Origin of the sequence: Streptomyces sp. NPDC058000, assembly GCF_042886435.1 — a bacterium.
GTDB lineage: Bacteria > Actinomycetota > Actinomycetes > Streptomycetales > Streptomycetaceae > Streptomyces.
Genome location: NZ_JBHVQS010000015.1, coordinates 1 through 24,551 on the forward strand (window position 1 = coordinate 1; position 24,551 = coordinate 24,551).

Below are 24,551 nucleotides of genomic sequence, written 5' to 3' on the forward strand. Positions count from 1 at the left end.
GGCCCGGAGAGTCTCTCTCCGGGCCGCCGCCCTGTGTCGTCCCCACTGCCCGGCGCGGCCCCGGAAACCGCCTGCCGAAATCCCTTGCCCGATGGCCGGACGGAGGCGCACGCTGACCGGACAAGCGGGCCCCCGCCGGAGGGTTGTTGCCGGCGGCCCTTGGGTACGACCGCCTACGACCGATTTGTTCGTCCGATCGGCCTCGTCACGCGGGAGGGAACAGCATGATCTGGGAAGCGCTCGGCGCCGTGATCGTCGGATTCGCCATCGCCCTGTCCGCGCGACGCTGGCTGCCCGAGCGGTTCCCCGCCCCCGCCCTGACGCTGGCCACCGGACCGGTCGCGGCGCTGCTCGGCGCGCTGCTGACCCGGTCGATCCTGGGGCCCGGCCACCCGGTCCAGGTGATGGTCGCCGCGCTCGCCGTGGGCTCCGCGCTGCTGTCGGTCCTGGTGCGCCCGCCGCGCCGCCGGTCCCGCCCCCGGAGCCAGGCCGCCCCGTTGAAGGGCCACCGGACGGCCTGCTGACCGTCCGGTGCCCCGTTCGAGGCCGGTGCGGGACTCCGTGCCGGCCCCGTCAGGCCGCGAGGCCCAGCGCGGCCATCCGCTTGGTGTGCGCCTCGGTGATCCGGGAGAACATCCGGCCGACCTCGGCCAGGTCGAAGCCGTCGGCCAGCCCTCCGACCAGCATGGTGGAGAGCGCGTCGCGGTCCGCGACCACCCGCTGGGCCTGCGAGAGCGCCTCGCCCATCAGCCGGCGGGCCCACAGCGCCAGTCGCCCGCCGACCCGCGGCTCGACCTCGATGGCGGCCCGGACCTTCTCCACCGCGAAGGTGGCGTGCCCGGTGTCGTCCAGCACCGCGAGCACCAGGTCGCGGGTGTCGGAGTCCAGCCGGACCGCGACCTCGCGGTAGAAGTCACTGGCGATCGAGTCGCCGACGTACGCCTTGACCAGGCCCTCCAGCCAGTCCGAAGGCGCGGTCTGGCGGTGGAACTCGTCCAGGGCCGCGGCGAACGGCTCCATCGCCTCGTTCGGCTCCGCCTCGATCTCGGCGAGCCGGTCGCGGAGCCGCTCGAAGTGGTGGAATTCCGCCGAGGCCATCTTGGCCAGTTCGGCCTTGTCGTCCATCGTCGGGGCGAGCTTGGCGTCCTCCGCCAGGCGCTCGAAGGCGGACAGTTCGCCGTACGCGAGGGCGCCGAGCAGGTCGATCACAGCGGCCCGGTACTGCGGGTCAGCGGATGCCTGGGCCCAGTCCTGGGCGGCGATTCCGGTCTGTTCAGATACGTCAGCAGCGGCGTTGTCAGGCGTCTCCATGACCGGCACAATAGCCCGCCCGAGGGGCCGCGGAAGGCCCTGGTCAGCCACGGCTCGACCACCCGTTCGTGTGATCGCCGCGACCGGTACGGCGCGCCGTGATGAATTCCTCAGTCATACACGCCTTCGGATTCACACGCGATATCCGGGGTACAGTGCTAAAGGACCCGCCGAGTATCGGTGGGTCGTTCCACGAAAGCGGATGCCCGGTCGGTGGCCCGATCGGCTCCACCCGACCGCCCTCCCCCGCGGCGCGTACGAGACGTGCGCACAGCAGGAGGGATACCGCTCGCGGCAGGAGTGCCTGAGCGATGGCAGTGGTCCCGCGCCGTCCGGCCTGACAGGCCGGCGCCGTACGAACCCGTACGACGGTGCGGTACGACCCCCTTCGCCGCCTCTCGCCGCGTCTCACAGAAGAGGCAAGACTCTGTCTACGACGTTCCGTGATCTCGGGATTTTCCCCGAGACCGCCGAGGCCCTGGAAGCCGTCGGCATCGTTTCCCCCTTTCCCATCCAGGAGCTGACGCTCCCCGTCGCCCTCTCCGGCAACGACGTCATCGGCCAGGCCAAGACCGGCACCGGCAAGACGCTCGGCTTCGGCCTGCCACTGCTGGAGCGGGTCACCGTCCCCGTCGACGTCGAGGCCGGCCGGGCCACGCCCGAGCAGCTGACCGAGGCGCCGCAGGCCCTCGTGGTCGTGCCCACTCGCGAGCTGTGCCAGCAGGTCACCAACGACCTGCTGACCGCCGGCAAGGTGCGTAACGTCCGGGTCCTGGCGATCTACGGCGGCCGGGCGTACGAGCCGCAGGTCGAGGCGCTGAAGAAGGGCGTCGACGTGGTCGTCGGCACGCCCGGCCGGCTGCTCGACCTGGCAGGCCAGAAGAAGCTCAGCCTGTCGCAGGTGCGCACCCTCGTCCTGGACGAGGCCGACGAGATGCTCGACCTGGGCTTCCTGCCCGACGTCGAGAGGATCCTCCAGCTGCTGCCGGCCAAGCGGCAGACCATGCTGTTCTCCGCGACCATGCCCGGCCAGGTCATCTCGCTGGCCCGTCGCTACATGTCGCAGCCCACGCACATCCGCGCCACCGCCCCGGACGACCAGGGCGCGACGGTCGCCAACATCACCCAGCGCGTCTACCGGGCGCACTCGATGGACAAGCCGGAGCTGGTCTCCCGCATCCTCCAGGCGGAGGGCCGCGGGCTGGCGATGGTGTTCTGCCGCACGAAGCGGACCGCCGCCGACATCGCCGACCAGCTCGCCCGCCGCGGCTTCGCGTCCGGCGCGGTCCACGGCGACCTCGGCCAGGGCGCCCGCGAGCAGGCGCTGCGCGCCTTCCGTAACGGCAAGGTCGACGTCCTGGTCTGCACCGACGTCGCCGCCCGCGGCATCGACGTCGAGGGCGTGACGCACGTCATCAACTACCAGTCGCCCGAGGACGAGAAGACCTACCTGCACCGCATCGGCCGCACCGGCCGGGCGGGCGCCAAGGGCACCGCGGTCACCCTCGTCGACTGGGACGACATCCCGCGCTGGAAGCTGATCAACAAGGCGCTGGACCTGTCGTTCGACGAGCCGGAGGAGACCTACTCCACCTCGCCGCACCTCTACGAGCAGCTCGACATCCCCGCGGGCACCAAGGGCGTCCTGCCGCGCGCCGAGCGCACCCGGGCCGGGCTGGCCGCCGAGGAGGTCGAGGACCTCGGCGAGACCGGGGGCCGCGGGCGCGGCCGGCGGTCCGAGGCACGGGCCGAGAAGGACACCCAGGAAGAGCCCCGACGCACCCGCACACCGCGCCAGCGGCGCCGCACGCGGGGCGGGACGCCGCTGGACGAGTCGGCCGCCGCTCCGGTGGAGCCGGAGCTCGCACCGGCGGACGCCGCGGTGCGTACCGCCGAGGGCACCGAGGCCGCCGCGGCACCGCGGACGCCCCGGCGTCGGCGCCGCACCCGGGGCGCGGTGGCAGCCACTGCCACCGCGGCCGCCGTGGCCGAGGTCCGCGAGGCCACGGCCGCCGTGGTCACCGAGGCCGCCACGGTGCCGGCCCCCGCGGCCGGCCCGGACGCCGACGCGGACCAGGAGCCGGCCGCCAAGCCGCGCCGGCGCCGTACCCGCAGTGCCGCCAAGGCCGCAGCGGAGGGCACGACGTCGGCCGCTCCGGTGGAGCCGGTGAGCGAGGCTGCGGAGGCGACCGCTCCGGCCGTGGCCGAGGCCGCAACCGTCGTGGCGACGGCCGAGGGTGCCGACGCCGCCCCGGAGAAGCCCAAGCGCACCCGCAAGCGGGCCGCGACCAAGAAGGCGGCACCCGCCGAGGCCGCGGAAGCCGCCGTGGACACGGCGGAGGGCACCGCGGTGACCGCCGCCGTCGCGGAGACCGAGGCGCCGGCCAAGCCCAAGCGGACCCGGACCCGGAAGACCGCCGCCGCGCAGCCCGCTGCGGAGGCCGAAGCCGCCGTGGCGACGGCCGAGGGCGTCGAGGCCGCTCCGGAGAAGCCCAAGCGCACCCGGAAGACGGCCGCGGCCAAGACCACTGCGGCCAAGACCACTGCCACCACGGCCGCCGCCGCCAAGACCGCCGCGGCCGAGGCCACCGACGGGGAGGCGCCGGCCAAGCCCAAGCGGACGCGGAAGACCGCCGCCGCCAAGGCCGCCGAGGCCGCCCCCGAGGCCGCTGCCGCGGAGGCGGTGGACGGCGCCGAGGCCAAGCCCAAGCGCACCCGCAAGCGGGTCGCCACCAAGAAGGCGCAGCCCTCGGAGGCACCGGCCGAGAGCTGATCCCGCCCGGCCCGACGGCATCTGACGACCCGGCCCCGCCTCGTGCGGGCGCCGGGTCGCCGGCTTTCCGGGCCCCGGCAACGCCGACGTCCCGGGCGGGTTTTCCCCGACCGGCCCGATAACCTCGGCCCATGAGCAGGCCGCCCACCCTCACACTGCCGCCGTGCGCCCGCGCGTACCGGCTCGACACCGAGCGCGGCGCGTTCGCCGCGCACGACGCCCGCCCCGACGGTGCCCCGATCGGCACCGCCCTCCTCGTCCCCGGTTTCACCGGCAGCAAGGAGGACTTCATCGCACTGCTGGCACCGCTCGCCGCCGCCGGGTTCCGCGCGGTCGCGGTGGACGGCCGCGGACAGTACGAGTCCCTCGGACCGCGCGATCAACGGGCGTACGAGCAGCGGGAGTTGGCACTCGACGTGCGGGCCCAGGCACAGGCCCTGGGGGAGCCCGGCGGCGGCCCGCTGCACCTGCTGGGGCACTCCCTCGGCGGACTGATCACCCGGGCCGCGGTGGTGCACGACCCGGCGCCGTTCCGTTCGCTGACCGTGCTCAGTTCCGGGCCGGCCGCCATCGACCCGGCCCAGCAGACCCGGGTGCGGATGCTGATCGAGGCGCTCGGCACGATGGGCATGGAGCAGGTGTGGGAGGCGATGCAGGCGCTGGGCGCTCCCCCGGCCGGTGCCGGGGGGACCCCCACTGCGGCCGCGCACGACGCACTGCCGCCGGAGATTGCCGCGTTCCTGCGGCAGCGTTGGCTGAACACCGTCCCCGAGCAACTGATGGCGACCGGGCGGCAGATGCTGACGGAGCCCGACCGGGTCGCCGAACTGGCCCGCACCGGGCTGCCGGTCCACGTCGTCTCGGGGACCGTCGACTACGCCTGGCCGGTGCCGCTGATGGACGCGATGGCCCGCCGGCTCTCCGCCCGGCGCACGATCATCGAGGGCGCCGAGCACTCCCCCAACGCCGAACGCCCGGAAAAGACCGCCGGGGCGCTGGCCGGCTTCTGGAGTGACGTCGGCTGACCCCCGCCGCCGGAGGGCTGGCAGGCTTCTGGAACGACGTCGGCTGACGTCCCATCACCGAGGTGCCGGCCCTAGAAGCGCCCCTGAATGTGGTCCCAGAACCCGTCGCGCAGCACCCGCCGCAGATCGGCGTGACCGCGCAGGGAGTGCTTCAGCAGCGCCTCGGCGGCGGTGAGCAGCTCCTGGTCGACGGTGCCCGGCAGGTACGGGTGGCCGGGCAGCAGCTCGGCCACCCACGCCGGGCCGCGCTCCGACAGCCACTGGGCGGCGACCCGCGCCCCCACGAACCGGACCTCCTCGCGGGTCGGCGCCGGCCCCTCGCCGGCGCCCGGCTCGGGGCACTCGCCGGCCGTCCGCCGGGTGACGTACGGCTTGCAGAAGTCCAGGTCGAAGGTGCGCGCGCTGTCCACCTCCCACATCAGCGGCTCGGCCTGGTTGCGGCCGCCCGGGGCCTCGATGCCCCAGAGGTGGACCCGGGCGCCGTAGCCCTGGGCCGCCTCCACGGCGGAGACCAGGTCCTCGTCGCCGCCGATCAGGACGGCGTCGGTGATCGCCCGGTGCCGGGCCAGCGACTCCAGGTCGGTGCGGATCAGCGAGTCGACGCCCTTCTGCTGGTTGTGGGCGTTGAGGTTGCCGAGCCGGACCTTGACGTCGGGGAGCTCGGCGATCCGCTGCTGCTCCTGGGTGTGGATCCGGCGGCGGGCGCCGTCGTACCAGTAGACCCGCAGCAGCCGGCTGTCCGGGAAGATCATCCGGGCCTTGTCGATGAACGCCTCGATGATCCCCTCGGCGTCCAGCTCGAACGCCTTGCGGTCCTCCGTACCGGCGACCAGCCGCCCGGTGGCGGCGTAGACGTAGCCCGCGTCGGCGAAGACCGCGTGGGTGGACGGGGTGGTGGCGACCTCAGCGAGGACCCGGGTGAGCAGCTCGTTGGTGCGCTCGATACCGGCGGCGAGCGTCATGAGGTCGGTGGTGCCCGTGGGCTGGGGGTTGCTCATTGCGGGGTCCATTGTCCTGGCGGGCGCTCGGCGGGCACAACCACACCCGTTCCCGCACACGCATTCCTTAGACCATGAAAAGTTTTCGTTAGCGTAGGGAATCATTTCAGCTGTAGGCTCGTTGTACCCATACGGAACGCCCGGCAACGAAGCCAGGCAAGTCCTGTCAAAGAGTTCTCCGCAGGAGGATCAGACGAAGGGAGAAGCCGTATGCGCTTCGAGATCATGCGCCTGGACGACGTCGACGGCGCCGCCGTGGACAGCACCGTCGTGGACGCCGCCTCCGTCAACCAGATCGTGCAGCAGGCCGCCGCCATAGGGCAGCGCATCTACATCCGCCCGGCCGGCACCGCTGCCGTCCACTGAGCGTCGACACGACCGACCCGCGCTCTGACGACGACGTAACGAAGACACGCGAACGCCCCCGTACGGACACGCCGTACGGGGGCGTCGTCGTATCCGGAGCCGCTCAGGACGCCTGGATCACCTGCGTCACACCGTTGATGATCTGCTGCACGGCGAGCGCGGAGAGCATCATCCCGGCCAGCCGGGTCACCAGCACCACCCCGCCGTCCTTGATCACCCGGATGATCACCAGCGAGAACCGCATCACCAGATAGAGCACCACGTGGATGGCGGCGATCGCCGCCCAGACCGCGACCTGGGACGCGACGCCGTCGGCGTGCTGCACCGCGAGGATCACCGAGACGATCGCACCCGGCCCGGCCAGCAGCGGCATCCCCAGCGGCACCAGCGCCACATTGACGTCCTTGGTCTGGGTCGGCTCCTCGGACTTGCCGGTCAGCAGGTCCAGCGCCACCAGCAGGAGGAGCAGTCCGCCGGCGATCATCAGCGCGGGCGTGGAGATGTGGAGGCGCCCGAGGATCTGCTTGCCGAAGAGCCCGAAGACGGCGATCACGCAGAACGCGACGGTGGCCGCCTGCCAGGCCATCCGGCGCTGCACCTTGGCCGGGCGGCCGGAGGTCAGGGCGAGGAAGATCGGGGTGATACCCGGTGGGTCCATGATCACAAATAGCGTGACAAAGAGGGTACTGAAGACGGCGACGTCGAACACGGTGCTGGCCTTGCGGTGGTACGGACGAGGGGAAGGAAGACGCACGGGACCGGACGCGGCACGACCGGGTACGGCCCGTGGGAAAGAGGGTGGGTGCGCAGACGCGCCCCACTGAAGGAGGCGTGCGGTACGGCGGCCGGCCGGGTGGCCGGTGCCCGCGGGCTCAGCCGCCCGCGCCGGGGACCGGGAAGGCGCCGGTGGCCCGGCGCACGATCTCCCCGTAGATCTCGGGATCGGTGGTGCAGTCGCCGAGGCGACAGGTCTTGCGGCTGCCGTGGTAGTCGCTGGAGCCGGTGGTCAGCAGTCCGAGGTCGGCGGCCAGTCCGCGCAGCCGGGCGCGGGTCGGGTCGTCGTGGTCCATGTGGTCGACCTCGATGCCGTCCAGCCCGGCCGTGGCGAGTTCGGCGATCGCGCTCTCCGGGACGCAGTTGCCGCGCTTGACGGCGAGCGGGTGCGCGAAGACCGTGACCCCGCCGGCCGCCTTGACCAGCCGGATCGCGTCGAACGGGTCGAGCTCGTGCTTCTCCACGTAGGCCCGGCCGTCGTTGGCCAGCCACTCGGAGGTGAAGGCGTCGGAGACCGAGCCGACCACGCCCAGCTCGACCAGGGCGGTGGCGATGTGCGGCCGCCCCACGGCGCCGTCGCCGGCGATCCGCGCCACCTGCTCCCAGGTGACCGGGACGCCCAGCTCGCGCAGCTTGCCGACCATGGCCCGGGCGCGCGGCACCCGGTCGTCCCGGACCAGCTCCCGCTCGCGAGCGAGCTCCGGCTCGTCGGGGTCGAAGAGGTAGGCGAGCATGTGCAGGCTGACCCCGTCGAGCCGGCAGGACAGCTCGGCGCCGGTGACCAGCGTCAGCCCCTCGGGCAGCGCGGCGCGCGCCTCGGCGTACCCACCGACGGTGTCGTGGTCGGTCAGCGCGACGACGTCCAGACCGGCGGCCGCGGCATTGCGCACCAGTTCCGCGGGGGTGTCCGTGCCGTCGGAGGCCGTGGAGTGGGTGTGCAGATCGATACGCACGGCACGGGCTCCAGACTGCTGCGGGACGGACACGACGGTGGACCCGGGGCCCGGGCACCACACCGCGGGGCACCGTAAGGAACTACAAGGGGCTACAGCACTACCACGGACTACAGGAAGGATACCGGGCGCCCGAACATGCGCCCGCCGGTCGGGCCCCACCTCAAGCCGAGGAACCGAAGCCGCGGCGCCCTCGTCAGCTCAGAATCCTCGGCGACAGCGCCCCGCAGGGCAGCAGATCCACCTCGGCACCGGCCTCCCGCAGATCCGTCAGCACCAGCTCGTCGTACATCAGCAGCGCGGACTGCTCGGGCCAGGCGATCGCCCACAGCCACAGTCCGCGGGCCTCGCCCGCGAAGACCGCACGGTCCGCGGGGGCGCCATGGACCTGCCACATCGGGGTCGGGCGGCCGGCGGCCAGCACCTTGGCGTTCGGCGGCTTGCCGACGCTCAGGTGGGGTCCGGGGTCGGGGCCGTCGATGCCGGCGTAGCGGGAACCGAGCCCGACGCCCAGTTCCTCGGCGATCAGCAGGAGTTCACCGGGGCCACCGAGCGGGCCGGGGCCGGAGCAGGCGACGGCGGTCGCCCGGCCGCCGCTACGGTCGTCGCCGGCGCACGCCACACCGGTGAACAGCCAGCCGACCGGCAGCGGCCAGGGCATCCACACGGGCACCTGGGCCCGGTGCACGACAACGCCGAGCGCCTCGACGCTCGGCGGGACGACCGGCTGGAGCGGGTGCACGGTGCCGTGGGCGGCGCACTGCCAGCTATCGGAAAAGAGACCGGGCGCCCGTACCCGGCCTCCGCACTTTGGGCAACTGGGTTCGCCCCTCATAACGACCAACGGTCCTCCTGGGCCGCCGTCCCGTCAAGGACGATCACCCGACCGGTGTGCCCCTAATCACGTACCGGACCGCACACTTGGCCGGTTCCCACCACCGCACCAAACCCCCCGAATATTTAGTTGCAGCTTGCACCTTTCAGCTCGCCCAACTCGTTATATGTAAACAGCAATGATCTTCGGTTCGCGCACAGGAACAGGGAACTTCGTCCGGTGGTTCGCGGCGGCGGCCGCGCCGTTCCTCGCCCCGAAGGTCGCGGAGTGGACCGACCTCCACGTCCCGTTCGTGATCGCGGCACTGGCCGCGGCGGTCGGCGCCGGCATCGTCGCGGTACGTCGCCGGGCCCTGATCCTGCGCACCGAGGAACTGGAGCCCCGGCACGTCACCGAGGACGGGATCTCGGCCTTCGCCAACTAGTGGGCGCCACAACGGAACTGGCGCCCCGTCCGCGTACCGCGCGGGCGGGGCGCCGGGCCGTTGCCCGCGGTCCGGTCAGTCCAGCGCGACGCCCGTGCGCAGCGGATCGCGCAGATCGGTCCCGCGCTCCAACCAGCGCGCCTGGAGCGCCTCGGCGCCGTGCACCCGCTTCCAGGCGGCCTCGTTCGGCGTCATCGGCAGCAGCGGCAGGAATCTCACCGGTTCCCTCGGCTCGTCCAGCTCCAGGTCCTCGACGAGGCCGCCGGACGCACCCACCAGCACCGAGGTGAACGGCGCCCCGGGCCACAGCGGATCGCCCACGTCCAGCGACGCCCCGGAGGCCACGACCACGCCCTCGACCTGCGGTGACGCGGCGAGAACGGCGAGCGGCCGGAGCACCTTGTCGGTCTCCGCGCGGCCGGCCCGCACGGAGAGCAGGAGCTCGGCCCGCGGGCCGCGCAGGGGGTCGGCGACCACCGCGGTGGGGTCGGCCATGGGCTGGGCGGACATCCCGAGGGTGGCGTAGCGGAGCACGTCCCCGTCGACGAAGCGCAGCACCTCGATACGGTCGGTGCCGAGGAAGGTGACGGCGGCACGCGCGTCCGGTTCGCCCAGCGCCGTGCGCAACCGGGCCTCGACCAGCTCAAGAACGTCAGACATGGGCCGAGCATAGGTGCCGGCCCCGCGCCCGAAAGCCGCCCCCCGAGGAGCCCGTGAGCAGCGGCTTCGCACGGCGTTTCGTATGGAACGTGCAAAGGCGCGCCTCAGCGCTTCGGACGGCTGATAGCCTTGCCGTCTGCTCAGGGAATGACGTCGTCCCCCAACGGGGACCGGCCGGAGGAGGTGGGGCTGCGGTGGATCCGAGTCGACCGTGCAGTACCGACAGTTCTCCCGTCTTTCTGTTCCCGCAGCGAACCTTCTGATCCGAGAGCTTCCGTACCCCGCCGCACCGCGGCGAAACCTGTGAAGTTCTCTTGCTCCGGACGCAGATGACGGAAGAGCGCCTTCGACTCTTACTTCCGTGATGTCAGCGAACTGCCGTCAGTAGCCCCCCGCACCGAGCGCCGCCCGCTTTGCGGACGTACGGCCAATGTCGCCTCGTACGTCCTCGTTCCGGGCAGCGTTGCGCCCGCGCCACGGCACTGACGGCCGGCCCGAAGGAGCCTGCTATGTCGATGATCCGCGACCTGCGCGCCGCCGTCCGCCCTGCCCGGCGCCGCGACGATTCCCCCTACCGCACCGCATCCTCCGCCCCGGCCTGCACCAACAGCGCCGTCGTCGACTGCGGTGTCTACCGCGACGGCCACCGGCTGCCCGGCCACCTCACCCCGGCCGAGGCGATCGCCGGCGTCCGGGACGAGGGCGGCTTCGTCTGGATCGGCCTGCACGAGCCGACGGAGGCCGAATTCGCCGGCATTGCCCAGGAGTTCGGGCTGCACCCGCTCGCCGTGGAGGACGCCGTCCACGCCCACCAGCGGCCCAAGCTGGAGCGGTACGACGACACCCTGTTCACCGTCTTCAAGACCGTGCACTACGTCGAGCACGCCGAGCTGACCTCGACCAGCGAGGTGGTGGAGACCGGCGAGGTGATGTGCTTCACCGGCCCGAACTTCATCGTCACCGTCCGGCACGGCGGCCAGGGCTCGCTGCGCGCCCTGCGGCACCGCCTCCAGGAGGACCAGGAGCGGCTGGCCAAGGGCCCGTCCGCGGTGCTGCACGCCATCGCCGACCAGGTCGTGGACGGCTACATGGCGGTGGCCGGCGCGGTCCAGGACGACATCGACGAGGTGGAGATCGACGTCTTCAGCTCCGGCACCAACGGCAAGGCCGCCGGCGGCAAAGGGGCCGGCGGCCAGGGCACGGCCAAGAGCGGCGACGCCGGGCGGATCTACCAACTCAAGCGCGAGGTACTGGAGTTCAAGCGCGCGGTGTCGCCGCTGCTGCGGCCGATGCAGCTGCTGAGCGAGCGCCCGATGCGGCTGGTGGACGCCGACATCCAGAAGTACTTCCGGGACGTCGCCGACCACCTGGCGCGGGTCAACGAGCAGGTGCTGTCCTTCGACGACCTACTGAACTCCATCCTCCAGGCCAACCTCGCGCAGGCCGCCGTCGCGCAGAACGAGGACATGCGCAAGATCACCGCCTGGGCGGCGATCTTCGCCGTCCCGACGATGATCGCCGGCATCTACGGCATGAACTTCCAGTACATGCCGGAGCTGCACTGGAAGTACGGCTACCCGGCGATGATGCTGGTCACGGTCTCCATCTGCCTGGGGATCCACCGCGGCTTCAAGCGCAACGGCTGGCTGTGACCCGGCCCCTCGGGGACGCGCCGGCCGTGCGGTGTCTCACCGCCTGGGCGCCCCCGGACGCCCGCCACCGGGCCGATTAGGCTGAGGGCCATGACGGAGGAGACCGTGTCGCAGGCCCTGCTGGATCAGGCGCTCATCGAAGAGGCCACGAAGAAGTCCGGCCTGATCTGGGTCCGCGGGGCGACCGGCCCGGCGCGGGCGCTGTGGCACGTCTGGCACGACGGGGCGGTCTGCCTGGTCGGGGACTCCGCCGCCGAAGGCCCGGAACGGCGCGGAGCCGGAGCGGAGCGCAGCGGCAGCGGTGAGCAGCCGCTGGCCGCGTTGGGGCTCACCGACGGCGGCACCGCGACGGTCACCGTCCGCAGCAAGGACAAGGGCGGTCGGCTCGTCGCCTGGCCGGCCGAGGTCCGCGAACTCGCGCCCGGCAGCGAGGAGTGGCAGGCCACCGTCGAGGAGCTGAAGGGCAAGCGGCTCAACGCACCGGACGCGGACACCATCGCCGAGCGCTGGGCCCGGGAGTGCCGGGTGCTGCGGCTGACGCCGGCCGGCGAGACGGTGCAGCGCCCCGGCCGGATGCCGGACGACTCGCACGCCGTACCGCCGCTGGCCTCGCCCGCGATCACCCGTCGGCCGGTCCCCGCCGCGCTGCCCAAGCTGCTGCGCCGGGGCCGCAAGGGCTGACCCGCCCGTCCGGGGCCGCGTTCGTCAGCCGCCGGTGCCGGTCCGCGAGATCTGCTTGCCGTAGTCGACGACCTGGTCCTGGTCGGGGGCCTTGAGGTCCACGGCCTTGCCCCAGTCGACGAGCTTCACTTCGCCCGCGCCGCCCGCGCGCTGGAGCCGCAGCGGGTACGGCGTGCCCTCCAGGGAGACGTCGAGGGTGCCGCCGGACCCGGCACCGGCGGCCACCTGGACGGTGCGGACCCCGCCGACCGTCGTGTGGTTCCCGACCGTCAACTCGCCATGCAGGCCGAGCAGTCCGGCGAGCAGGGTGTCCTTGTCGGTGAAGCCGCTGAAGCGTTGGTAGACCGGGTCGGCGGCGGGCACCTTGACGTACTTGTTGCCGAGTTTGGCGGCGGTGGTGTCGGGGCCGGCGCCCGCACCGGCCTTCTCCCCGGCCCAGAAGGACGCGTCCGCCTTGAGGTAGAGCGCCTCGCCGACCCGCAGCAGTTGGAAGGCGGCCGCCTTGGTGGACAGCTGGCCGCGGGCGCCGTCCTTGGCCAGCCGCATGTCCAGGGTGTAGGTGCTGCCCTGGCTGACGATCTTTCCGGAGAGCCGGACGGTGTCGGTGCTGGTGGCGGCGGCCCGCGCCTTGGCCTCGATCTGCTGGGCGGGGAGCTTGCCGACCCCGTTGGTGCCGGCGTCCGGATCGTCCGCGGCGCAGCCCGTCACCGTCGCGGCCAGTGCCGCGCACACCGCCGCCACCAGCGCCGCCCGCCCGGTACGTCGGGTCGCGGCCGGCGGTCGGCGAGTGGTGTCCGGGGGGATGGCGCTCACGTCGGCTCTGCCTCCTGCATGCGGGTGACCTCGACAGCTCACGGCAGCGTACCCGGGGTGCGGCGGCCGGTCGGCCGGATGTCGGGCGGCCACCGGACGGCCGCTCCCACCGGGGCGCGGCCCACCCCGACGGGTTAGCCTGAACCCGAGCCAATGCTTGGTTTTCTGGTCAACAGTGGAGCAATCCGGACGGAAAGGGAGAAGGGCGGCGCTGTCCATGGCGGTGGTCACTCCCCGGATCTTCGTCTCCCACCTCTCCGGCGTCGCCGTGTTCGACCCGAACGGCGACCAGGTCGGGCGGCTGCGGGACCTGGTCGCGCTGCTACGGGTCGGTGACCGCCCGCCGCGGCTGCTGGGGCTGGTCGTCGAGGTGATCAGCCGGCGCCGGATCTTCGTGCCGATGACCCGGGTGACCGGCGTGGAGTCCGGCCAGATCGTCACCACCGGGGTCGTCAACATGCGGCGCTTCGAGCAGCGGGCCTCCGAGACGCTGGTCTTCGGCGAACTGCTGGACCGGCGGGTGCGGCTGGTCGAGACCGGCGAGGAGGTCACCGTGCTCGACATCGGCATCATCCAGCTGCCGGCCCGCCGCGACTGGGAGATCGACAAGGTCTTCGTCCGCCGTGGCAAGGGCGGAGCGCTGCGCCGCAAGGGGGAGACGCTGACGGTCGAGTGGTCGGCGGTGAGCGGCCTCTCCCTGGAGGAGCACGGGCAGGGCGCGGAGAGCCTGCTCGCCACCTTCGAGCAGCTGCGCCCGGCCGACCTGGCCGGCGTACTGCACCACCTCTCCCCCAAGCGGCGCGCCGAGGTCGCCGCGGCCCTCGACGACGACCGGCTGGCCGACGTCATGGAGGAGCTGCCGGAGGACGACCAGGTCGAGATCATCGGCAAGTTGAAGGACGAACGGGCCGCCGACGTCCTGGAGGCGATGGACCCGGACGACGCCGCCGACCTGCTCTCCGAGCTCCCCGAGGAGGAGAAGGAGCGCCTGCTGACCCTGATGCGCCCGGAGGAGGCGGCGGACGTCCGCCGGCTGATGTCCTACGAGGAGCGCACCGCCGGCGGCCTGATGACCACCGAACCGATCGTGCTGCGCCCGGACGCCACCGTCGCGGACGCGCTGGCCCGGGTGCGCGACCCGGACCTCTCCCCCGCGCTCGCCGCCCAGGTGTACGTCTGCCGGCCGCCGGACGAGACGCCGACCGGCAAGTACCTCGGCCTGGTGCACTTCCAACGGCTGCTGCGCGACCCGCCGTTCACCCTCGTCAGCTTCATCGTGGACAGCGATCTGCCCGCCCTGCCGCCGGACACCCCGCTGCCGGAGGTGACCAGCTACCTGGCCGCGTACAACATGGTCGCGGCGCCGGTGGTGGACGAGGGCGGGGCGCTGCTCGGCGCGGTCACCGTCGACGACGTGCTGGACCACCTGCTGCCGGACGACTGGCGGGAGGCCGGGCTGCACGGCCGCCCGAACCCCACCGGCACCGCCGGCACAGCCGGGCCGCAGGGGGAGACCGCCGATGGGCGCTGAGGACCGGGAGAACCCCCGGGAGCGGCGGCCGCACGGCGCCTCGGCGGTGCGCCGCGGCGGCGCCGGGGAGCGGCACCGGGGATCCGAGCCGCGGCCGCGGGTGCGACTGGACCTGCCGCGGGTGCCGCGCCGGACGTTCTTCCCGGAGTACGACCCGGAGGCGTTCGGGCGGATGTCCGAGAAGATCGCCCGCTTCCTGGGGACCGGCCGCTTCATCGTCTGGATGACGGTCGCGATCATCCTGTGGATCGCCTGGAACGTCACCGTGCCCGGCAACCTGCGGTTCGACAACTACCCGTTCATCTTCCTGACCCTGGCCCTCTCGCTCCAGGCGTCGTACGCGGCGCCGCTGATCCTGCTGGCGCAGAACCGCCAGGACAACCGCGACCGGATCACCCACGAGCAGGACCGCAAGCAGAACGAGCGCTCCATCGCCGACACCGAATACCTGACCCGGGAGATCGCGGCGCTACGGATGGGCCTGGGCGAGGTCGCCACCCGCGACTGGATCCGCTCCGAACTCGAAGATCTGCTACGGGAGCTGGAACTGCGCCGGACACCCGACGGCGAGCACCCGGAGCGTGACGAACGCGACCGCTGAGGGCCTTTCCGGAGGCGCCCTCGGCAGCCGTACCATCGGGACATGGCAACAGACACGCCCCAGCCCAACGGCTCCGCGCCGAGCGAGGACGCGATCCGCGAAGCGCTCGCGACGGTCAACGACCCCGAGATCCACCGCCCCATCACCGAATTGGGGATGGTCAAATCGGTGGAGATCGCCGCGGACGGCTCGGTGGCGGTCGTGGTGTACCTCACGGTCTCGGGCTGCCCGATGCGAGAGACGATCATCAGCAGCGTCCGCGAGGCCGTCGAGCGGGTCCCCGGTGTCACCCGCGCCGGGGTCGAGCTGGAGGTCATGAGCGACGAGCAGCGGCGGGAGCTGGCGACGGCGCTGCGCGGCGGCACCGCCGAGCGGGAGGTGCCCTTCGCCAAGCCCGGCTCGCTGACCCGGGTCTACGCGGTGGCCTCCGGCAAGGGCGGCGTCGGCAAGTCCTCGGTCACCGTCAACCTCGCCGCCGCGATGGCCGCCGACGGCCTCAAGGTGGGCGTGGTGGACGCGGACATCTACGGTCACTCGGTGCCGCGGATGCTCGGGGCGGACGGGCGGCCGACCCAGGTCGAGAACATGATCATGCCCCCGTCGGCGAACGGCGTGAAGGTCATCTCGATCGGCATGTTCACGCCGGGCAACGCCCCGGTCGTCTGGCGCGGCCCGATGCTGCACCGCGCCCTCCAGCAGTTCCTCGCCGATGTCTACTGGGGCGACCTGGACGTCCTCCTGCTGGACCTGCCCCCGGGCACCGGCGACATCGCCATCTCGGTGGCCCAGCTGGTGCCGAACGCCGAGATCCTGGTGGTCACCACCCCGCAGCAGGCCGCCGCCGAGGTCGCCGAGCGGGCCGGTTCGATCGCCGTGCAGACCCACCAGAAGATCGTCGGCGTGGTGGAGAACATGTCCGGGCTGCCCTGCCCGCACTGCGACGAGATGGTCGACGTCTTCGGCACCGGCGGCGGCGAGCGGGTCGCCGAGGGCCTGACGAAGACCACCGGTACGCAGGTCCCGGTGCTCGGCTCCATCCCCATCGACGTCCGGCTGCGCGAGGGCGGCGACGAGGGCAAGCCGGTGGTGCTGACCGACCCGGACTCCCCCGCCGGTGCGGCGATCCGCGCCATCGCGGGCAAGCTCGGCGGCCGTCAGCGCGGTCTGTCGGGCATGTCACTGGGGCTCACCCCGCGCAACAAGTTCTGACGCGTACGGGCCGACCCCGGCCTCGTACGCCACCGGAAAGGGCGGATCCATGGCGGTCCGCCCTTTCGCGCACGGCGCGTGCGCCGCCCGCAGGGGCGCCCGCCATCCCGTACGCGCCCCCCATATGGCGGCGGGCGCTCAGCCCTCGTAGGCGCTCAGGTCCTTGATCACCGAGAAGCCCAGGCCGTAGGCGCTCATCCCGCGCCCGTAGGCGCCGAGGTGGACCCCTTCCGGCGCGCCTTCGCCGGCGGACCCGGCGAGCACCCAGCCGTACTCGGACTCCCGGTAGCAAAACGGCGTCGGCACCCCGTCCACCGGGAGCATCAGCTCGCTCCAGGTCTCCCCGCCGAGATCGTCGGCCAACTCCCAGGCCAGCATCGTCTGCTGGTCCAGCCAGTCCTGGCGCAGCGTCCGGTCCATCTGGGTCGGCCAGGTGTGGGCGAGCAGACCGGATCCGGCGAGCCAGGCGGCGGTCGAGATCGAGGTGGCCTCCAGGACGCCGGTGCCGTCCGCGCTGCGTCGTACGGGACGGCTGGCGACCGTCACCACCACCGCGAACCGCTCGTCCTCCGGGTTCTCCACCTTTATGGTGGGCTCCACGCCGTGGCCGGTCGCGCCGTGCTCGACGGTGCCGTCCGCGGCCGAGCCCACCTGCATCAGCCAGCGCGGTCCGGTGAACGCCTCATCGAGGCCGTACCACGGGAACTCGGCCAGCAGATAGCCGTCGACCTTCCGGCCGGTACCGGCGGCCACCTGGTCGGTGACTGTCCGACTCGTCGTCTCCATCTGCGCGGAGCCTCCTCGTTGCCCTGCGTCGTGGGCGGCCCGCCCCCCTCAGGCGACCTCACCCCGGACACCGGGAGCATAGCCAGTCGGGTCAACACAGCCGGGCATACGAGATTCTCAGGTCGCGTCGGAGTCGAAGGGCGGCGGCTCACGGCGGGACGCGTCCGTGGCCTTGGTGAACATGTCCGGACGGCCGGCGGAAGCGGCCGGGGACTCCTTGGACAGGCTCAAGGGGGCGCCACCGGCGGACGCGGCGGACGCGGAGTTCGGCGCGGTGGAATCCCGCACCGCCTCGGTGACGTCGGCCATCTCCTTCTTCAGGTCGAAGCCGTCGCGGATCTCGGCGAGCTCCCGCAGGCCGTACTCGTCCTTCTCCAGGACGTGCTTGCGGACGAAGTTCCGCGGCTTGAGGTCCTCGAACTCGAAGTCCTTGAACTCCGGGCCGAGCTCGCTGCGGATGTCTTCCTTGGCGCTGTCCGAGAACGCCCGGACCTTGCGGATGAAACCGGTGACGTCCTGGATGACCTTGGGGAGCTTGTCCGGTCCGAAGATCAGCACCGCGAGGACCACGATCGCAACCAGCTCTAGGGGTCCTATGTCGAAGAACACCTTGCAGCTCCTTGGGGTATCCGCGGCCTTCGAGGGCCTTTGGGCCAAGGCCACCTCTCACGGTACCTGGCCACGGGCGTCGGGCGGGAGTCGCCCGTGCCAACACCGTGAAAACGATCAGTTCCGACCGGAGGAACCCAGTGTCAACCGGGCGGACCGCTCCGCGCCGCCCCGCTGGACCGTCAGCGTGAGCGTGTCGCCCGGCCGGTGGCTGCGGACCTTGATGATCAGCTCCTCGCCGCTGTGCACGGGCGCACCGTCCACCTGGGTGATCACGTCGCCCGGCCGGAGGCCCGCCTTGGCACCGGGCCCGCCCGGGGTGACCGGCGGCGCGCCGGCCTTGCCGCCCGCGGTGACCCGGGCGCCGTCGCCGTCGTACTCCATCTCCAACGTGACCCCGATGACCGGGTGGGTGGCCCGACCGGTGTTGATCAGTTCCTCGGCCACCCGCTTGGCCTGATTGATCGGTATGGCGAAGCCCAGCCCGATGCTGCCGCCCTGCCCGCTGCCGCCGTCCACCCCACCGCTGCCGCTGCCGCCGCTGCTGCTGTCGGCCGCCCGGATCGCGCTGTTGATCCCGATCACCCGGGCCTTGGCGTCCACCAGCGGTCCCCCCGAATTGCCCGGGTTGATGGGTGCGTCGGTCTGGAGCGCGTCGACGTACGACACATCGCTGCCGTCGCCCTTCTTGCCGCCCGCGGTGATCGGCCGCTGCTTGGCGCTGATGATCCCGGACGTGACGGTGTTGGCCAGGTCGAAGGGCGCGCCGATCGCCACCACCGGGTCGCCGACCTGCGCCGCGTCCGAGTCGCCGAGGGTGAGCGGGTGCAGCCCGGTGACGCCCTCGACCTGCACCACCGCGAGGTCGTAGCCGCCGTCCTGCCCGATGACCTTCGCCCGGGCGGTCTGCCCGCCGCTGAACGTCACCGATATCTCGCCGCCGGTCCCGGCCGGTTCGACGACGTGGTTGTTGGTGAGGATGTGGCCCTGCCGGTCGAGCACGAAGCCGGTGCCGGTGCCCTGCTCGGAGTTGCCCCGGACGTGCAGGGTCACCACACCGGGCAGCGCCGCCCGGGCGATCCCGGCGACGCTCTCCGGGCTTCGGCTCCCCTCGCCCCCGGCCACCTGCGGCAACTTGATGTCGTCGATGCCGCCGTACCGCTCGATGTACGCACCGGCCACCCCACCGGCGCCGCCCGCGAGCAACGCCAGCACCACGGCACCGGCCACCAGCGCGGGGCGCCGGCCGCGCCGCCGGGGCGCGGGCACGACGACCGGTCCGGTGGGCGGGGGCGCGCTCCAGGGGTCGTACTGCCGCCAGGCGGCGGGTGCGGCCGGGGGCGCGGGTCGGGGGCCGCCGTCGCCGGGGTGCGGGACGAAGCCGCCCTCGACGGGCTCGGGGGCGGCCGGCTGCGGTCCGGCGGCGGGCCCGACCGGGGCCGTGGGGTGGCCCACCGGGGCGTCCGGGGCCGTGAAGTGGCCGGCCGGGACGGGCGGACCGGCGGGTCGCCGTTCGACGTCCTGCGGGGCGGCAGGGGCCGGTACCGCCCCACCGGGCGCCACGGCAGCCGGGGTGGGCGGCAGCACGGTGCCGTGGGCCGGGGTGGCCATCGGCCGCTGGACGAGCGGGGCGGGCGCCCACGGGCCGGGACCGCCGTACGGGGGCGTGCCGTACGGGTCCTCGGGGTGCAGCGGCTGCCGCCGGGGAGCGGCGGGGGAACCGGCCGGCGGTTCGGTGCGCGGGTCGGGCCGGGCGCCGCCGGTCGCGGACTCGGCATCCGGACCGGGCTGCCGCGGCGCGCGGGCGCCGGCGGGCACCTGACCGAGCGTCATGGTCGCGGCGGGGCGCTCCGGCGCGGTGGGCGCGGTGGGCGCGTCCTCGGCCGGGTGCGCGCCGGTGGCCTCCGGCGCAGGCACGGGCTCCGGTACAGGCGCGGGCTCCGGCGGCGCGGCCGACGCCGTGGTCTCCGGTGCGGGCGCCGCCCCGGATATCTTCGCCGGCGCGACGACCAACTCCCGGTCAGCGCCGGCCGCTTGGGCATCGACAACCACTCCGGCGTCAGCGGCGTTACCGACGTCAGCGGCGGATCGGGGGTCGCCGGCAGTTCGGGGGTCGCCGGCAGTTCGAGGGGCTCCGACGGGCGGGACCGTACCGACCGCGGGCTGCGGCGGGCGGACGACCCAGTCGCCGGACGCCTCCGCGCCGGACGCGCCGGACGCGCCGGACGTGGCAGGCTCGGCGGCCTCCGGTCCCCCGGCCGCCGTCCGGGCGGGCCGCTCGGGCCCCGGAGCCTGCTCCGGGCGGCTCCACCACTTCAGCTTGGGCCCGGCGGCCTTAGCGTCGTCCATGCTCTCCCCAACAATTCGCCCGCGGCCCTGCGCGGGCCGCCGCCACCACCTGGGGCCTGTCCGGCGACAGACCCGTGCGGTACGCGCCCCGGGCAGGGGCGCGCCGCCCGAGAAGGGATTCAACCAGTTCCGGGCGGGGGCGCGCAGAGCCCGGTCAGTGCGGGCCGGCGGCGGACTGACCGGTGGGTGCCGGTGAGCCGATCAGCGGCCGCATGGGCTCCAGCGGCGGCAGCGGGGGCGGGCTGTGCCGGACCGGGGCGTTGCCGCTGGTGGCGGAGAGCGGGGCGAAGCGGAACTCCGCCGCCGGGCCGGTGGCTGCTATCAGCGGCGAGAGGCCGAAACGGCCGGGCGCCGGGCTGAACGCCGGCACCGCGTCCGCCGGCCGGCTCTCGTCCGGCACCAGCAGCGACATCGGGCTCGGTGCGGGGGCCCCGGTCGGATTGCTGGCGGAGGGCCAGGCGTCGGGAAGCGGATCATGCGTGGCCCAGAACCCCCGGCCACGGGAGAGCGCGAGGGAGCCGGCCGCCGGATCGGCACCGAGCGGGGTGACGGCGGTGCCGCTGCCCTCGGCACGAGGACCGGGGGTGTCGACGGCGGCCTCCAGCGGGAGGGCGCCGCCGAGCGCGAACGCCGCCAACGAGACCGCCCCGGCCGCCGCGAACGCGAACCGGCGCCGCTGCGGCGCACCGCGCTCCGTCACCTGCACCCGGAAGCCGCGGGCCCGCGGCTGGGTGGGGACGGCCGCCATGGCGCCGCCGAGGTGGTTCTCCGACGGGACGTAGCCGAACGCGCCGTCGCCGCCGGCGAACACACCGCGACCGAAGGTGCCGTTGCCGAGCCGGCTGCCGGGCCCGTCGGAGTCACCGCCGGGCAACTGCTGAAGACGCGCCAGCAGCCCCTCGGACGGCCCGGGGGACAGTGCCTGCGCGAACACGCTTTTCAGCCGACGCTGCGCGTCGGCCTCCGCCTTGCACCTCCCGCACGTCGCGAGGTGCGCCAGCACCCGCTCCCGTGCGTCGTGCCCCAGTTCACCGTCGACCAGGGCTGCGAGGCGGTCGCCGAGATGGTGCTCGGCGGGGGACGGACCGCCACTGCCGCTCACGCGATTCCGACCTCCCTGCTGGGCACCACGGCCAAGCTCCGCTGCTGCTGCCGCTGCTCCTGTCGCTCCTCGGCCCGGGCCTCGGGGGAGCGGTGCTTGAGCGCCTTGCGCAGGTGCGAGCGGCCCCGGTGGATCCGGCTGCGGACCGTGCCGAGCTTGACGCCGAGGGTCGCGGCGATCTCCTCGTACGACAGGCCCTCGATGTCGCAGAGCACCACGGCGGCACGGAACTCGGGCGCGAGGGTGTCCAGCGCGTGCTGCACGTCCGCGTCGAAGTGGGTGTCGTCGAACTGCTGCTGCGGCGCGGGCTCCCGGCTGGGCAGCTTCTCGGCGGCGTCGTCACCGAGCGCGTCGAAGCGGATGCGCTGGCGGCGGCGGACCATGTCCAGGAAGAGATTGGTCGTGATGCGGTGCAGCCAGCCCTCGAAGGTGCCGGGGGTGTACGTCGACAGCGAGCGGAAGACGCGGACGAACACCTCCTGTGTGAGGTCCTCGGCGTCGTGCTGATTGCCGGTGAGGCGGTAGGCGAGGCGGTAGACCCGGGCACTGTGCGTGCTGACGATCTCCTCCCAGGTGGGCGGAGTCCACGCCTGCACGTCCGCGTCGGCGGCGAAGGTCGCGGTGGGCGCGTCGGCGATGGGGGCCCCTCCCCTGGCCTTGGGGCTGTGAGAGCGGAAACGGTCAGCGGTGTTGGTCACGGATTTCGGCCCGGCGAACGACCGTCGCAAGCGCCTACGGCGCACCCTTCGGTCACCCGTCGCAGCCGCACCTCCCCTGGTGGCTCTGGTGGTGTCCAGTAGAGCCCCTACCATATCCACCTCGCCCGTTAGCTCCGGATAAGCAGTTTTGACCAGCATTTGGTGTGGCTTCTCGTCCTGCCGCGGCTCTCGCCCGGCCTCTTGCGTGGTATCCACCGGTGCGTCCCCCCGTCTCTCCCCCTTGCCACTCCTAACGCCCGGTCCCATCTGCGGGTTCCCACGCACAGCGGATACAGTCACGGTTGCGTCAACTACGGGGACAGGAGAGGGCCATTACCGGCAACCGGCAGACGAGCTTGGCATTCGCCGAGGCGTACGGCGCCGGGACCATCGACGACGCCGCCCACGCCGCCCTGCTCTGGTGCCGCGACCGTGCCCGGGAGGTCGGCGTCCGCACGGTGACCGCCGGCACCGGCGCGGCCCTGCGGCTGCTCGCCGCCACCGCGGACGCCAAGGCGGTCGCCGAGATCGGCACCGGCACGGGAGTGTCGGGCATCTACCTCCTGCACGGCATGCGCCCGGACGGCGTGCTGACCACCGTGGACCTCGAACCGGAGCGGCAGACCTTCGCCAAGCAGGCGTTCCGCGCCGCGGGCTTCGCCGGCAACCGCGCCCGCTTCATCCCCGGCCGGGCCCTGGACGTCCTGCCGCGCCTGGCGGACGGTGGCTACGACCTCGTCTTCTGCGACGGCGACCTCCTGGAGTACCTGGAGTACCTCGCTGAATCGTTGCGGCTGCTGCGCCCCGGCGGCCTGGTCTGCTTCCAGGGCGTCTTCGCGGACGGCCGGACGGTCGACTCCGCGGAGCAGCCGGCGGAGGTGCTGCGGGTCCGCGAGCTCCTGCGGGCGATACGGGAGAGCAAGGCGCTGGTGCCGGCCCTGCTGCCGGTCGGCGACGGACTGCTCTGCGCGGTCAAGCGCGGCTGAGCCGGCCGCACCCCGTGCCGGGCCCGGGGTATCCGGCTGGAGGTACCCGGGGTGGAATCCCCGAAAGACCGCAGCGGTTTCTCCGCCCTCGTCAGACGGTGACCTTCTCCAGGGCCTCACCCAGGGCCTTGGCTTCGTCGGGGGTCAGCTCGACGACGAGCCGCCCGCCGCCTTCGAGCGGAACGCGCATGACGATGCCCCGCCCCTCCTTGGTCACCTCGAGCGGGCCGTCGCCCGTCCGCGGCTTCATGGCCGCCATGCTCGTTCCCCTTCCTGAAACCAGCTCATCTCAGCCGGCGGCCTTGATAGGCGCGTGTCACCGGCGTCGAACACATTGCTTCCAGGCCATTATCCCGCATCGAACGACCCGATGACCAACATCAGGGGGCATCCCTTTGGCAACGCGCTCCCGCAAACCCACCCAATTCGGGGAGCGGGCTGCGATACTTTGCCGCTCTCCACCACCCGGCGCGCCCGCAATCTTTGACGTACGTCACATGTCGACCGCGGATGATCTCCGGCATCCTGAGCGCTGGCTGCCGTTACCGGGCAGTCCAGAGCCGCGACGGAGGGGACTCCACTATGGCCGACACCGTGCTCTACGACGTGACCGACGGACTGGCGACGGTCACGCTCAACCGCCCCGATGCAATGAACGCGATGAACACGGAGGCGAAGGTCGCGCTCCGGGACATCCTCCAGGAGGCCGCCGCCGACCCGGCCGTGCGCGCGGTGCTGCTGACCGCCACCGGGCGCGCCTTCTGCGTCGGGCAGGACCTCAAGGAACACATCGGGCTGCTGGCCGAGGACCGGGAGACCGGCACCGGGCACACCATGAACACCGTGCGGGAGCACTACAACCCCATCGTCACGGCGCTGGCCGGGATGCCCAAGCCGGTGGTGGCGGGGGTCAACGGGGTCGCCGCGGGCGCCGGCGCGGGCTTCGCACTGGCCGCCGACTACCGCGTGGTCGCCGACACCGCCTCCTTCAACACCTCGTTCGCGGGCGTCGCACTGACCGCGGACTCCGGGATGTCCTGGACGCTGCCGCGGCTGATCGGCCACGGCCGCGCCGCCGACCTGCTGCTCTTCCCGCGCTCGATCGGCGCCCAGGAGGCCCACGAGCTGGGCATCGCCAACCAGGTCGTCCCGGGCGACGAGTTGGCCGACGCGGCCGCCGCGGTGGCCCGCCGGCTGGCTGAGGGGCCGACCGCCGCCTACGCCGCGATCAAGGAGTCGCTGGCCTACGGCGCCGGGCACGCGCTCGCCGAGACCCTGGACAAGGAGGACGAGCTCCAGGTCCGGGCCGGCGCATCGGAGGACCACCACCGCGCGGTGGAGGCGTTCGTCAAGAAGGAGAAGCCGGTCTACCTGGGACGGTGACGCCGTCCGCCTGGTGACCCCGGCGGACGGCG

The 24,551-nt window shown here is 73.0% G+C and carries 24 protein-coding genes and 1 pseudogene; 12 read left to right on the forward strand and 13 right to left on the reverse strand.

Features of this window, described 5'->3' with window-relative positions:
- The first annotated feature begins 224 nt into the window (after nucleotides 1-224).
- Nucleotides 225-524, forward strand: a complete 300-nt coding sequence (locus tag ACFVT2_RS17245; protein ID WP_390018141.1) for a hypothetical protein — start codon at nucleotides 225-227, stop codon at nucleotides 522-524.
- Nucleotides 525-573: 49 nt separating this feature from the next.
- Here the strand turns inward: ACFVT2_RS17245 and ACFVT2_RS17250 are convergent, their stop codons facing one another.
- Nucleotides 574-1,311 (reverse strand): ferritin-like fold-containing protein, encoded by a 738-nt coding sequence (locus ACFVT2_RS17250; protein WP_390018144.1) that lies wholly within the window; start codon nucleotides 1,309-1,311, stop codon nucleotides 574-576.
- Between the two features lie 202 nt (nucleotides 1,312-1,513).
- Here ACFVT2_RS17250 and ACFVT2_RS17255 point away from each other — a divergent pair, with 202 nt between their 5' ends.
- Both ACFVT2_RS17255 and ACFVT2_RS17260 read left to right on the forward strand, forming a co-directional pair.
- Entirely contained in the window at nucleotides 1,514-4,084 is a 2,571-nt protein-coding gene (locus ACFVT2_RS17255; RefSeq protein ID WP_390018147.1) for a DEAD/DEAH box helicase, read from the forward strand.
- Nucleotides 4,085-4,215: 131 nt separating this feature from the next.
- Entirely contained in the window at nucleotides 4,216-5,109 is an 894-nt protein-coding gene (locus ACFVT2_RS17260) for an alpha/beta fold hydrolase (RefSeq protein ID WP_390018151.1), read from the forward strand.
- Between the two features lie 71 nt (nucleotides 5,110-5,180).
- On the opposite strand, the gene ACFVT2_RS17265 is transcribed toward ACFVT2_RS17260, so the two are convergent.
- Nucleotides 5,181-6,107, reverse strand: a complete 927-nt coding sequence (locus tag ACFVT2_RS17265; protein ID WP_390018154.1) for an NYN domain-containing protein — start codon at nucleotides 6,105-6,107, stop codon at nucleotides 5,181-5,183.
- A gap of 210 nt (nucleotides 6,108-6,317) precedes the next feature.
- Between ACFVT2_RS17265 and ACFVT2_RS17270 the strand changes: the two genes are divergently transcribed.
- Nucleotides 6,318-6,473, forward strand: a complete 156-nt coding sequence (locus ACFVT2_RS17270) for a hypothetical protein (protein WP_390018157.1) — start codon at nucleotides 6,318-6,320, stop codon at nucleotides 6,471-6,473.
- A gap of 103 nt (nucleotides 6,474-6,576) precedes the next feature.
- Here the strand turns inward: ACFVT2_RS17270 and ACFVT2_RS17275 are convergent, their stop codons facing one another.
- The 3 genes from ACFVT2_RS17275 to ACFVT2_RS17285 form a co-directional block, all read right to left on the reverse strand.
- Nucleotides 6,577-7,182 carry a MarC family protein gene (locus ACFVT2_RS17275; protein ID WP_390018160.1) on the reverse strand — a complete coding sequence of 202 codons (606 nt, stop codon included), beginning with the start codon at nucleotides 7,180-7,182 and terminating at the stop codon, nucleotides 6,577-6,579.
- Between the two features lie 163 nt (nucleotides 7,183-7,345).
- Nucleotides 7,346-8,200 (reverse strand): PHP domain-containing protein, encoded by an 855-nt coding sequence (locus ACFVT2_RS17280; RefSeq protein ID WP_390018163.1) that lies wholly within the window; start codon nucleotides 8,198-8,200, stop codon nucleotides 7,346-7,348.
- Nucleotides 8,201-8,396: 196 nt separating this feature from the next.
- Nucleotides 8,397-9,035: a DUF6758 family protein gene (locus tag ACFVT2_RS17285; protein WP_390018166.1), complete on the reverse strand. Its 639-nt coding sequence runs from the start codon at nucleotides 9,033-9,035 to the stop codon at nucleotides 8,397-8,399.
- 208 nt (nucleotides 9,036-9,243) lie between these two features.
- On the opposite strand from ACFVT2_RS17285, the pseudogene ACFVT2_RS17290 reads away from it, so the two are divergent.
- Nucleotides 9,244-9,459 (forward strand): annotated as a pseudogene (locus ACFVT2_RS17290) (MFS transporter); the annotation flags it as partial.
- Nucleotides 9,460-9,534: 75 nt separating this feature from the next.
- Here the strand turns inward: ACFVT2_RS17290 and ACFVT2_RS17295 are convergent.
- Nucleotides 9,535-10,119, reverse strand: a complete 585-nt coding sequence (locus tag ACFVT2_RS17295) for a suppressor of fused domain protein (protein ID WP_390018169.1) — start codon at nucleotides 10,117-10,119, stop codon at nucleotides 9,535-9,537.
- A gap of 509 nt (nucleotides 10,120-10,628) precedes the next feature.
- Between ACFVT2_RS17295 and ACFVT2_RS17300 the strand changes: the two genes are divergently transcribed.
- Nucleotides 10,629-11,771, forward strand: coding sequence for a magnesium and cobalt transport protein CorA (locus ACFVT2_RS17300; protein WP_390018172.1), 1,143 nt, complete (start codon nucleotides 10,629-10,631; stop codon nucleotides 11,769-11,771).
- A gap of 90 nt (nucleotides 11,772-11,861) precedes the next feature.
- Complete coding sequence (locus ACFVT2_RS17305) at nucleotides 11,862-12,452, forward strand: hypothetical protein (protein WP_390018175.1); 591 nt, start codon at nucleotides 11,862-11,864, stop codon at nucleotides 12,450-12,452.
- Between the two features lie 24 nt (nucleotides 12,453-12,476).
- Here ACFVT2_RS17305 and ACFVT2_RS17310 read toward each other — a convergent pair whose 3' ends face one another.
- Entirely contained in the window at nucleotides 12,477-13,265 is a 789-nt protein-coding gene (locus ACFVT2_RS17310) for a hypothetical protein (protein ID WP_390018178.1), read from the reverse strand.
- 217 nt (nucleotides 13,266-13,482) lie between these two features.
- Between ACFVT2_RS17310 and ACFVT2_RS17315 the strand changes: the two genes are divergently transcribed.
- The 3 genes from ACFVT2_RS17315 to ACFVT2_RS17325 are packed head-to-tail and all read left to right on the forward strand — an operon-like array spanning nucleotide 13,483 to nucleotide 16,606.
- Entirely contained in the window at nucleotides 13,483-14,796 is a 1,314-nt protein-coding gene (locus ACFVT2_RS17315; protein ID WP_390018181.1) for a magnesium transporter MgtE N-terminal domain-containing protein, read from the forward strand.
- Nucleotides 14,786-15,397 (forward strand): DUF1003 domain-containing protein, encoded by a 612-nt coding sequence (locus tag ACFVT2_RS17320; RefSeq protein WP_390018184.1) that lies wholly within the window; start codon nucleotides 14,786-14,788, stop codon nucleotides 15,395-15,397. The genes ACFVT2_RS17315 and ACFVT2_RS17320 overlap by 11 nt, the downstream gene beginning before the upstream one ends.
- A gap of 42 nt (nucleotides 15,398-15,439) precedes the next feature.
- Complete coding sequence (locus ACFVT2_RS17325) at nucleotides 15,440-16,606, forward strand: Mrp/NBP35 family ATP-binding protein (protein WP_390018186.1); 1,167 nt, start codon at nucleotides 15,440-15,442, stop codon at nucleotides 16,604-16,606.
- A 138-nt stretch (nucleotides 16,607-16,744) separates the two neighbouring features.
- Here ACFVT2_RS17325 and ACFVT2_RS17330 read toward each other — a convergent pair whose 3' ends face one another.
- The 5 genes from ACFVT2_RS17330 to sigE all read right to left on the reverse strand — a co-directional run bounded on the left by ACFVT2_RS17330 (nucleotide 16,745) and on the right by sigE (nucleotide 22,150).
- Nucleotides 16,745-17,392, reverse strand: a complete 648-nt coding sequence (locus tag ACFVT2_RS17330; protein ID WP_390018189.1) for a hypothetical protein — start codon at nucleotides 17,390-17,392, stop codon at nucleotides 16,745-16,747.
- A 117-nt stretch (nucleotides 17,393-17,509) separates the two neighbouring features.
- Complete coding sequence (locus ACFVT2_RS17335; protein WP_390018192.1) at nucleotides 17,510-18,001, reverse strand: sec-independent translocase; 492 nt, start codon at nucleotides 17,999-18,001, stop codon at nucleotides 17,510-17,512.
- 117 nt (nucleotides 18,002-18,118) lie between these two features.
- Complete coding sequence (locus tag ACFVT2_RS17340; protein WP_390018195.1) at nucleotides 18,119-20,350, reverse strand: trypsin-like peptidase domain-containing protein; 2,232 nt, start codon at nucleotides 20,348-20,350, stop codon at nucleotides 18,119-18,121.
- Nucleotides 20,351-20,504: 154 nt separating this feature from the next.
- Nucleotides 20,505-21,452 carry a zf-HC2 domain-containing protein gene (locus ACFVT2_RS17345; RefSeq protein ID WP_390018198.1) on the reverse strand — a complete coding sequence of 316 codons (948 nt, stop codon included), beginning with the start codon at nucleotides 21,450-21,452 and terminating at the stop codon, nucleotides 20,505-20,507.
- Entirely contained in the window at nucleotides 21,449-22,150 is a 702-nt protein-coding gene (gene sigE / locus ACFVT2_RS17350; RefSeq protein ID WP_390018201.1) for an RNA polymerase sigma factor SigE, read from the reverse strand. The genes ACFVT2_RS17345 and sigE overlap by 4 nt, the downstream gene beginning before the upstream one ends.
- A gap of 302 nt (nucleotides 22,151-22,452) precedes the next feature.
- Here sigE and ACFVT2_RS17355 point away from each other — a divergent pair, with 302 nt between their 5' ends.
- The gene (locus ACFVT2_RS17355) at nucleotides 22,453-23,136 is read left to right on the forward strand and encodes an O-methyltransferase (RefSeq protein WP_390018204.1); all 684 of its coding nucleotides are present in this window, start codon (nucleotides 22,453-22,455) and stop codon (nucleotides 23,134-23,136) included.
- Between the two features lie 91 nt (nucleotides 23,137-23,227).
- Here the strand turns inward: ACFVT2_RS17355 and ACFVT2_RS17360 are convergent, their stop codons facing one another.
- Nucleotides 23,228-23,395 carry a DUF3117 domain-containing protein gene (locus ACFVT2_RS17360; RefSeq protein WP_003985072.1) on the reverse strand — a complete coding sequence of 56 codons (168 nt, stop codon included), beginning with the start codon at nucleotides 23,393-23,395 and terminating at the stop codon, nucleotides 23,228-23,230.
- Nucleotides 23,396-23,718: 323 nt separating this feature from the next.
- Here ACFVT2_RS17360 and ACFVT2_RS17365 point away from each other — a divergent pair, with 323 nt between their 5' ends.
- Nucleotides 23,719-24,519, forward strand: a complete 801-nt coding sequence (locus tag ACFVT2_RS17365) for an enoyl-CoA hydratase/isomerase family protein (protein WP_390018208.1) — start codon at nucleotides 23,719-23,721, stop codon at nucleotides 24,517-24,519.
- Nucleotides 24,520-24,551 lie beyond the last annotated feature (32 nt).

Excerpts from the sequence above, each read along its gene's own strand:
- ACFVT2_RS17245 (WP_390018141.1), top strand. The coding sequence starts at position 225 with ATGATCTGGGAAGCGCTCGGCGCCGTGATCGTCGGATTCGCCATCGCC.
- ACFVT2_RS17250 (WP_390018144.1), bottom strand. The coding sequence starts at position 1,311 with ATGGAGACGCCTGACAACGCCGCTGCTGACGTATCTGAACAGACCGGA.
- ACFVT2_RS17255 (WP_390018147.1), top strand. The coding sequence starts at position 1,514 with ATGCCCGGTCGGTGGCCCGATCGGCTCCACCCGACCGCCCTCCCCCGC.
- ACFVT2_RS17260 (WP_390018151.1), top strand. The coding sequence starts at position 4,216 with ATGAGCAGGCCGCCCACCCTCACACTGCCGCCGTGCGCCCGCGCGTAC.
- ACFVT2_RS17265 (WP_390018154.1), bottom strand. The coding sequence starts at position 6,107 with ATGAGCAACCCCCAGCCCACGGGCACCACCGACCTCATGACGCTCGCC.
- ACFVT2_RS17270 (WP_390018157.1), top strand. The coding sequence starts at position 6,318 with ATGCGCTTCGAGATCATGCGCCTGGACGACGTCGACGGCGCCGCCGTG.
- ACFVT2_RS17285 (WP_390018166.1), bottom strand. The coding sequence starts at position 9,035 with ATGAGGGGCGAACCCAGTTGCCCAAAGTGCGGAGGCCGGGTACGGGCG.
- ACFVT2_RS17295 (WP_390018169.1), bottom strand. The coding sequence starts at position 10,119 with ATGTCTGACGTTCTTGAGCTGGTCGAGGCCCGGTTGCGCACGGCGCTG.
- ACFVT2_RS17300 (WP_390018172.1), top strand. The coding sequence starts at position 10,629 with ATGTCGATGATCCGCGACCTGCGCGCCGCCGTCCGCCCTGCCCGGCGC.
- ACFVT2_RS17305 (WP_390018175.1), top strand. The coding sequence starts at position 11,862 with ATGACGGAGGAGACCGTGTCGCAGGCCCTGCTGGATCAGGCGCTCATC.
- ACFVT2_RS17315 (WP_390018181.1), top strand. The coding sequence starts at position 13,483 with ATGGCGGTGGTCACTCCCCGGATCTTCGTCTCCCACCTCTCCGGCGTC.
- ACFVT2_RS17320 (WP_390018184.1), top strand. The coding sequence starts at position 14,786 with ATGGGCGCTGAGGACCGGGAGAACCCCCGGGAGCGGCGGCCGCACGGC.
- ACFVT2_RS17325 (WP_390018186.1), top strand. The coding sequence starts at position 15,440 with ATGGCAACAGACACGCCCCAGCCCAACGGCTCCGCGCCGAGCGAGGAC.
- ACFVT2_RS17330 (WP_390018189.1), bottom strand. The coding sequence starts at position 17,392 with ATGGAGACGACGAGTCGGACAGTCACCGACCAGGTGGCCGCCGGTACC.
- ACFVT2_RS17340 (WP_390018195.1), bottom strand. The coding sequence starts at position 20,350 with ATGGACGACGCTAAGGCCGCCGGGCCCAAGCTGAAGTGGTGGAGCCGC.
- ACFVT2_RS17360 (WP_003985072.1), bottom strand. The coding sequence starts at position 23,395 with ATGGCGGCCATGAAGCCGCGGACGGGCGACGGCCCGCTCGAGGTGACC.
- ACFVT2_RS17365 (WP_390018208.1), top strand. The coding sequence starts at position 23,719 with ATGGCCGACACCGTGCTCTACGACGTGACCGACGGACTGGCGACGGTC.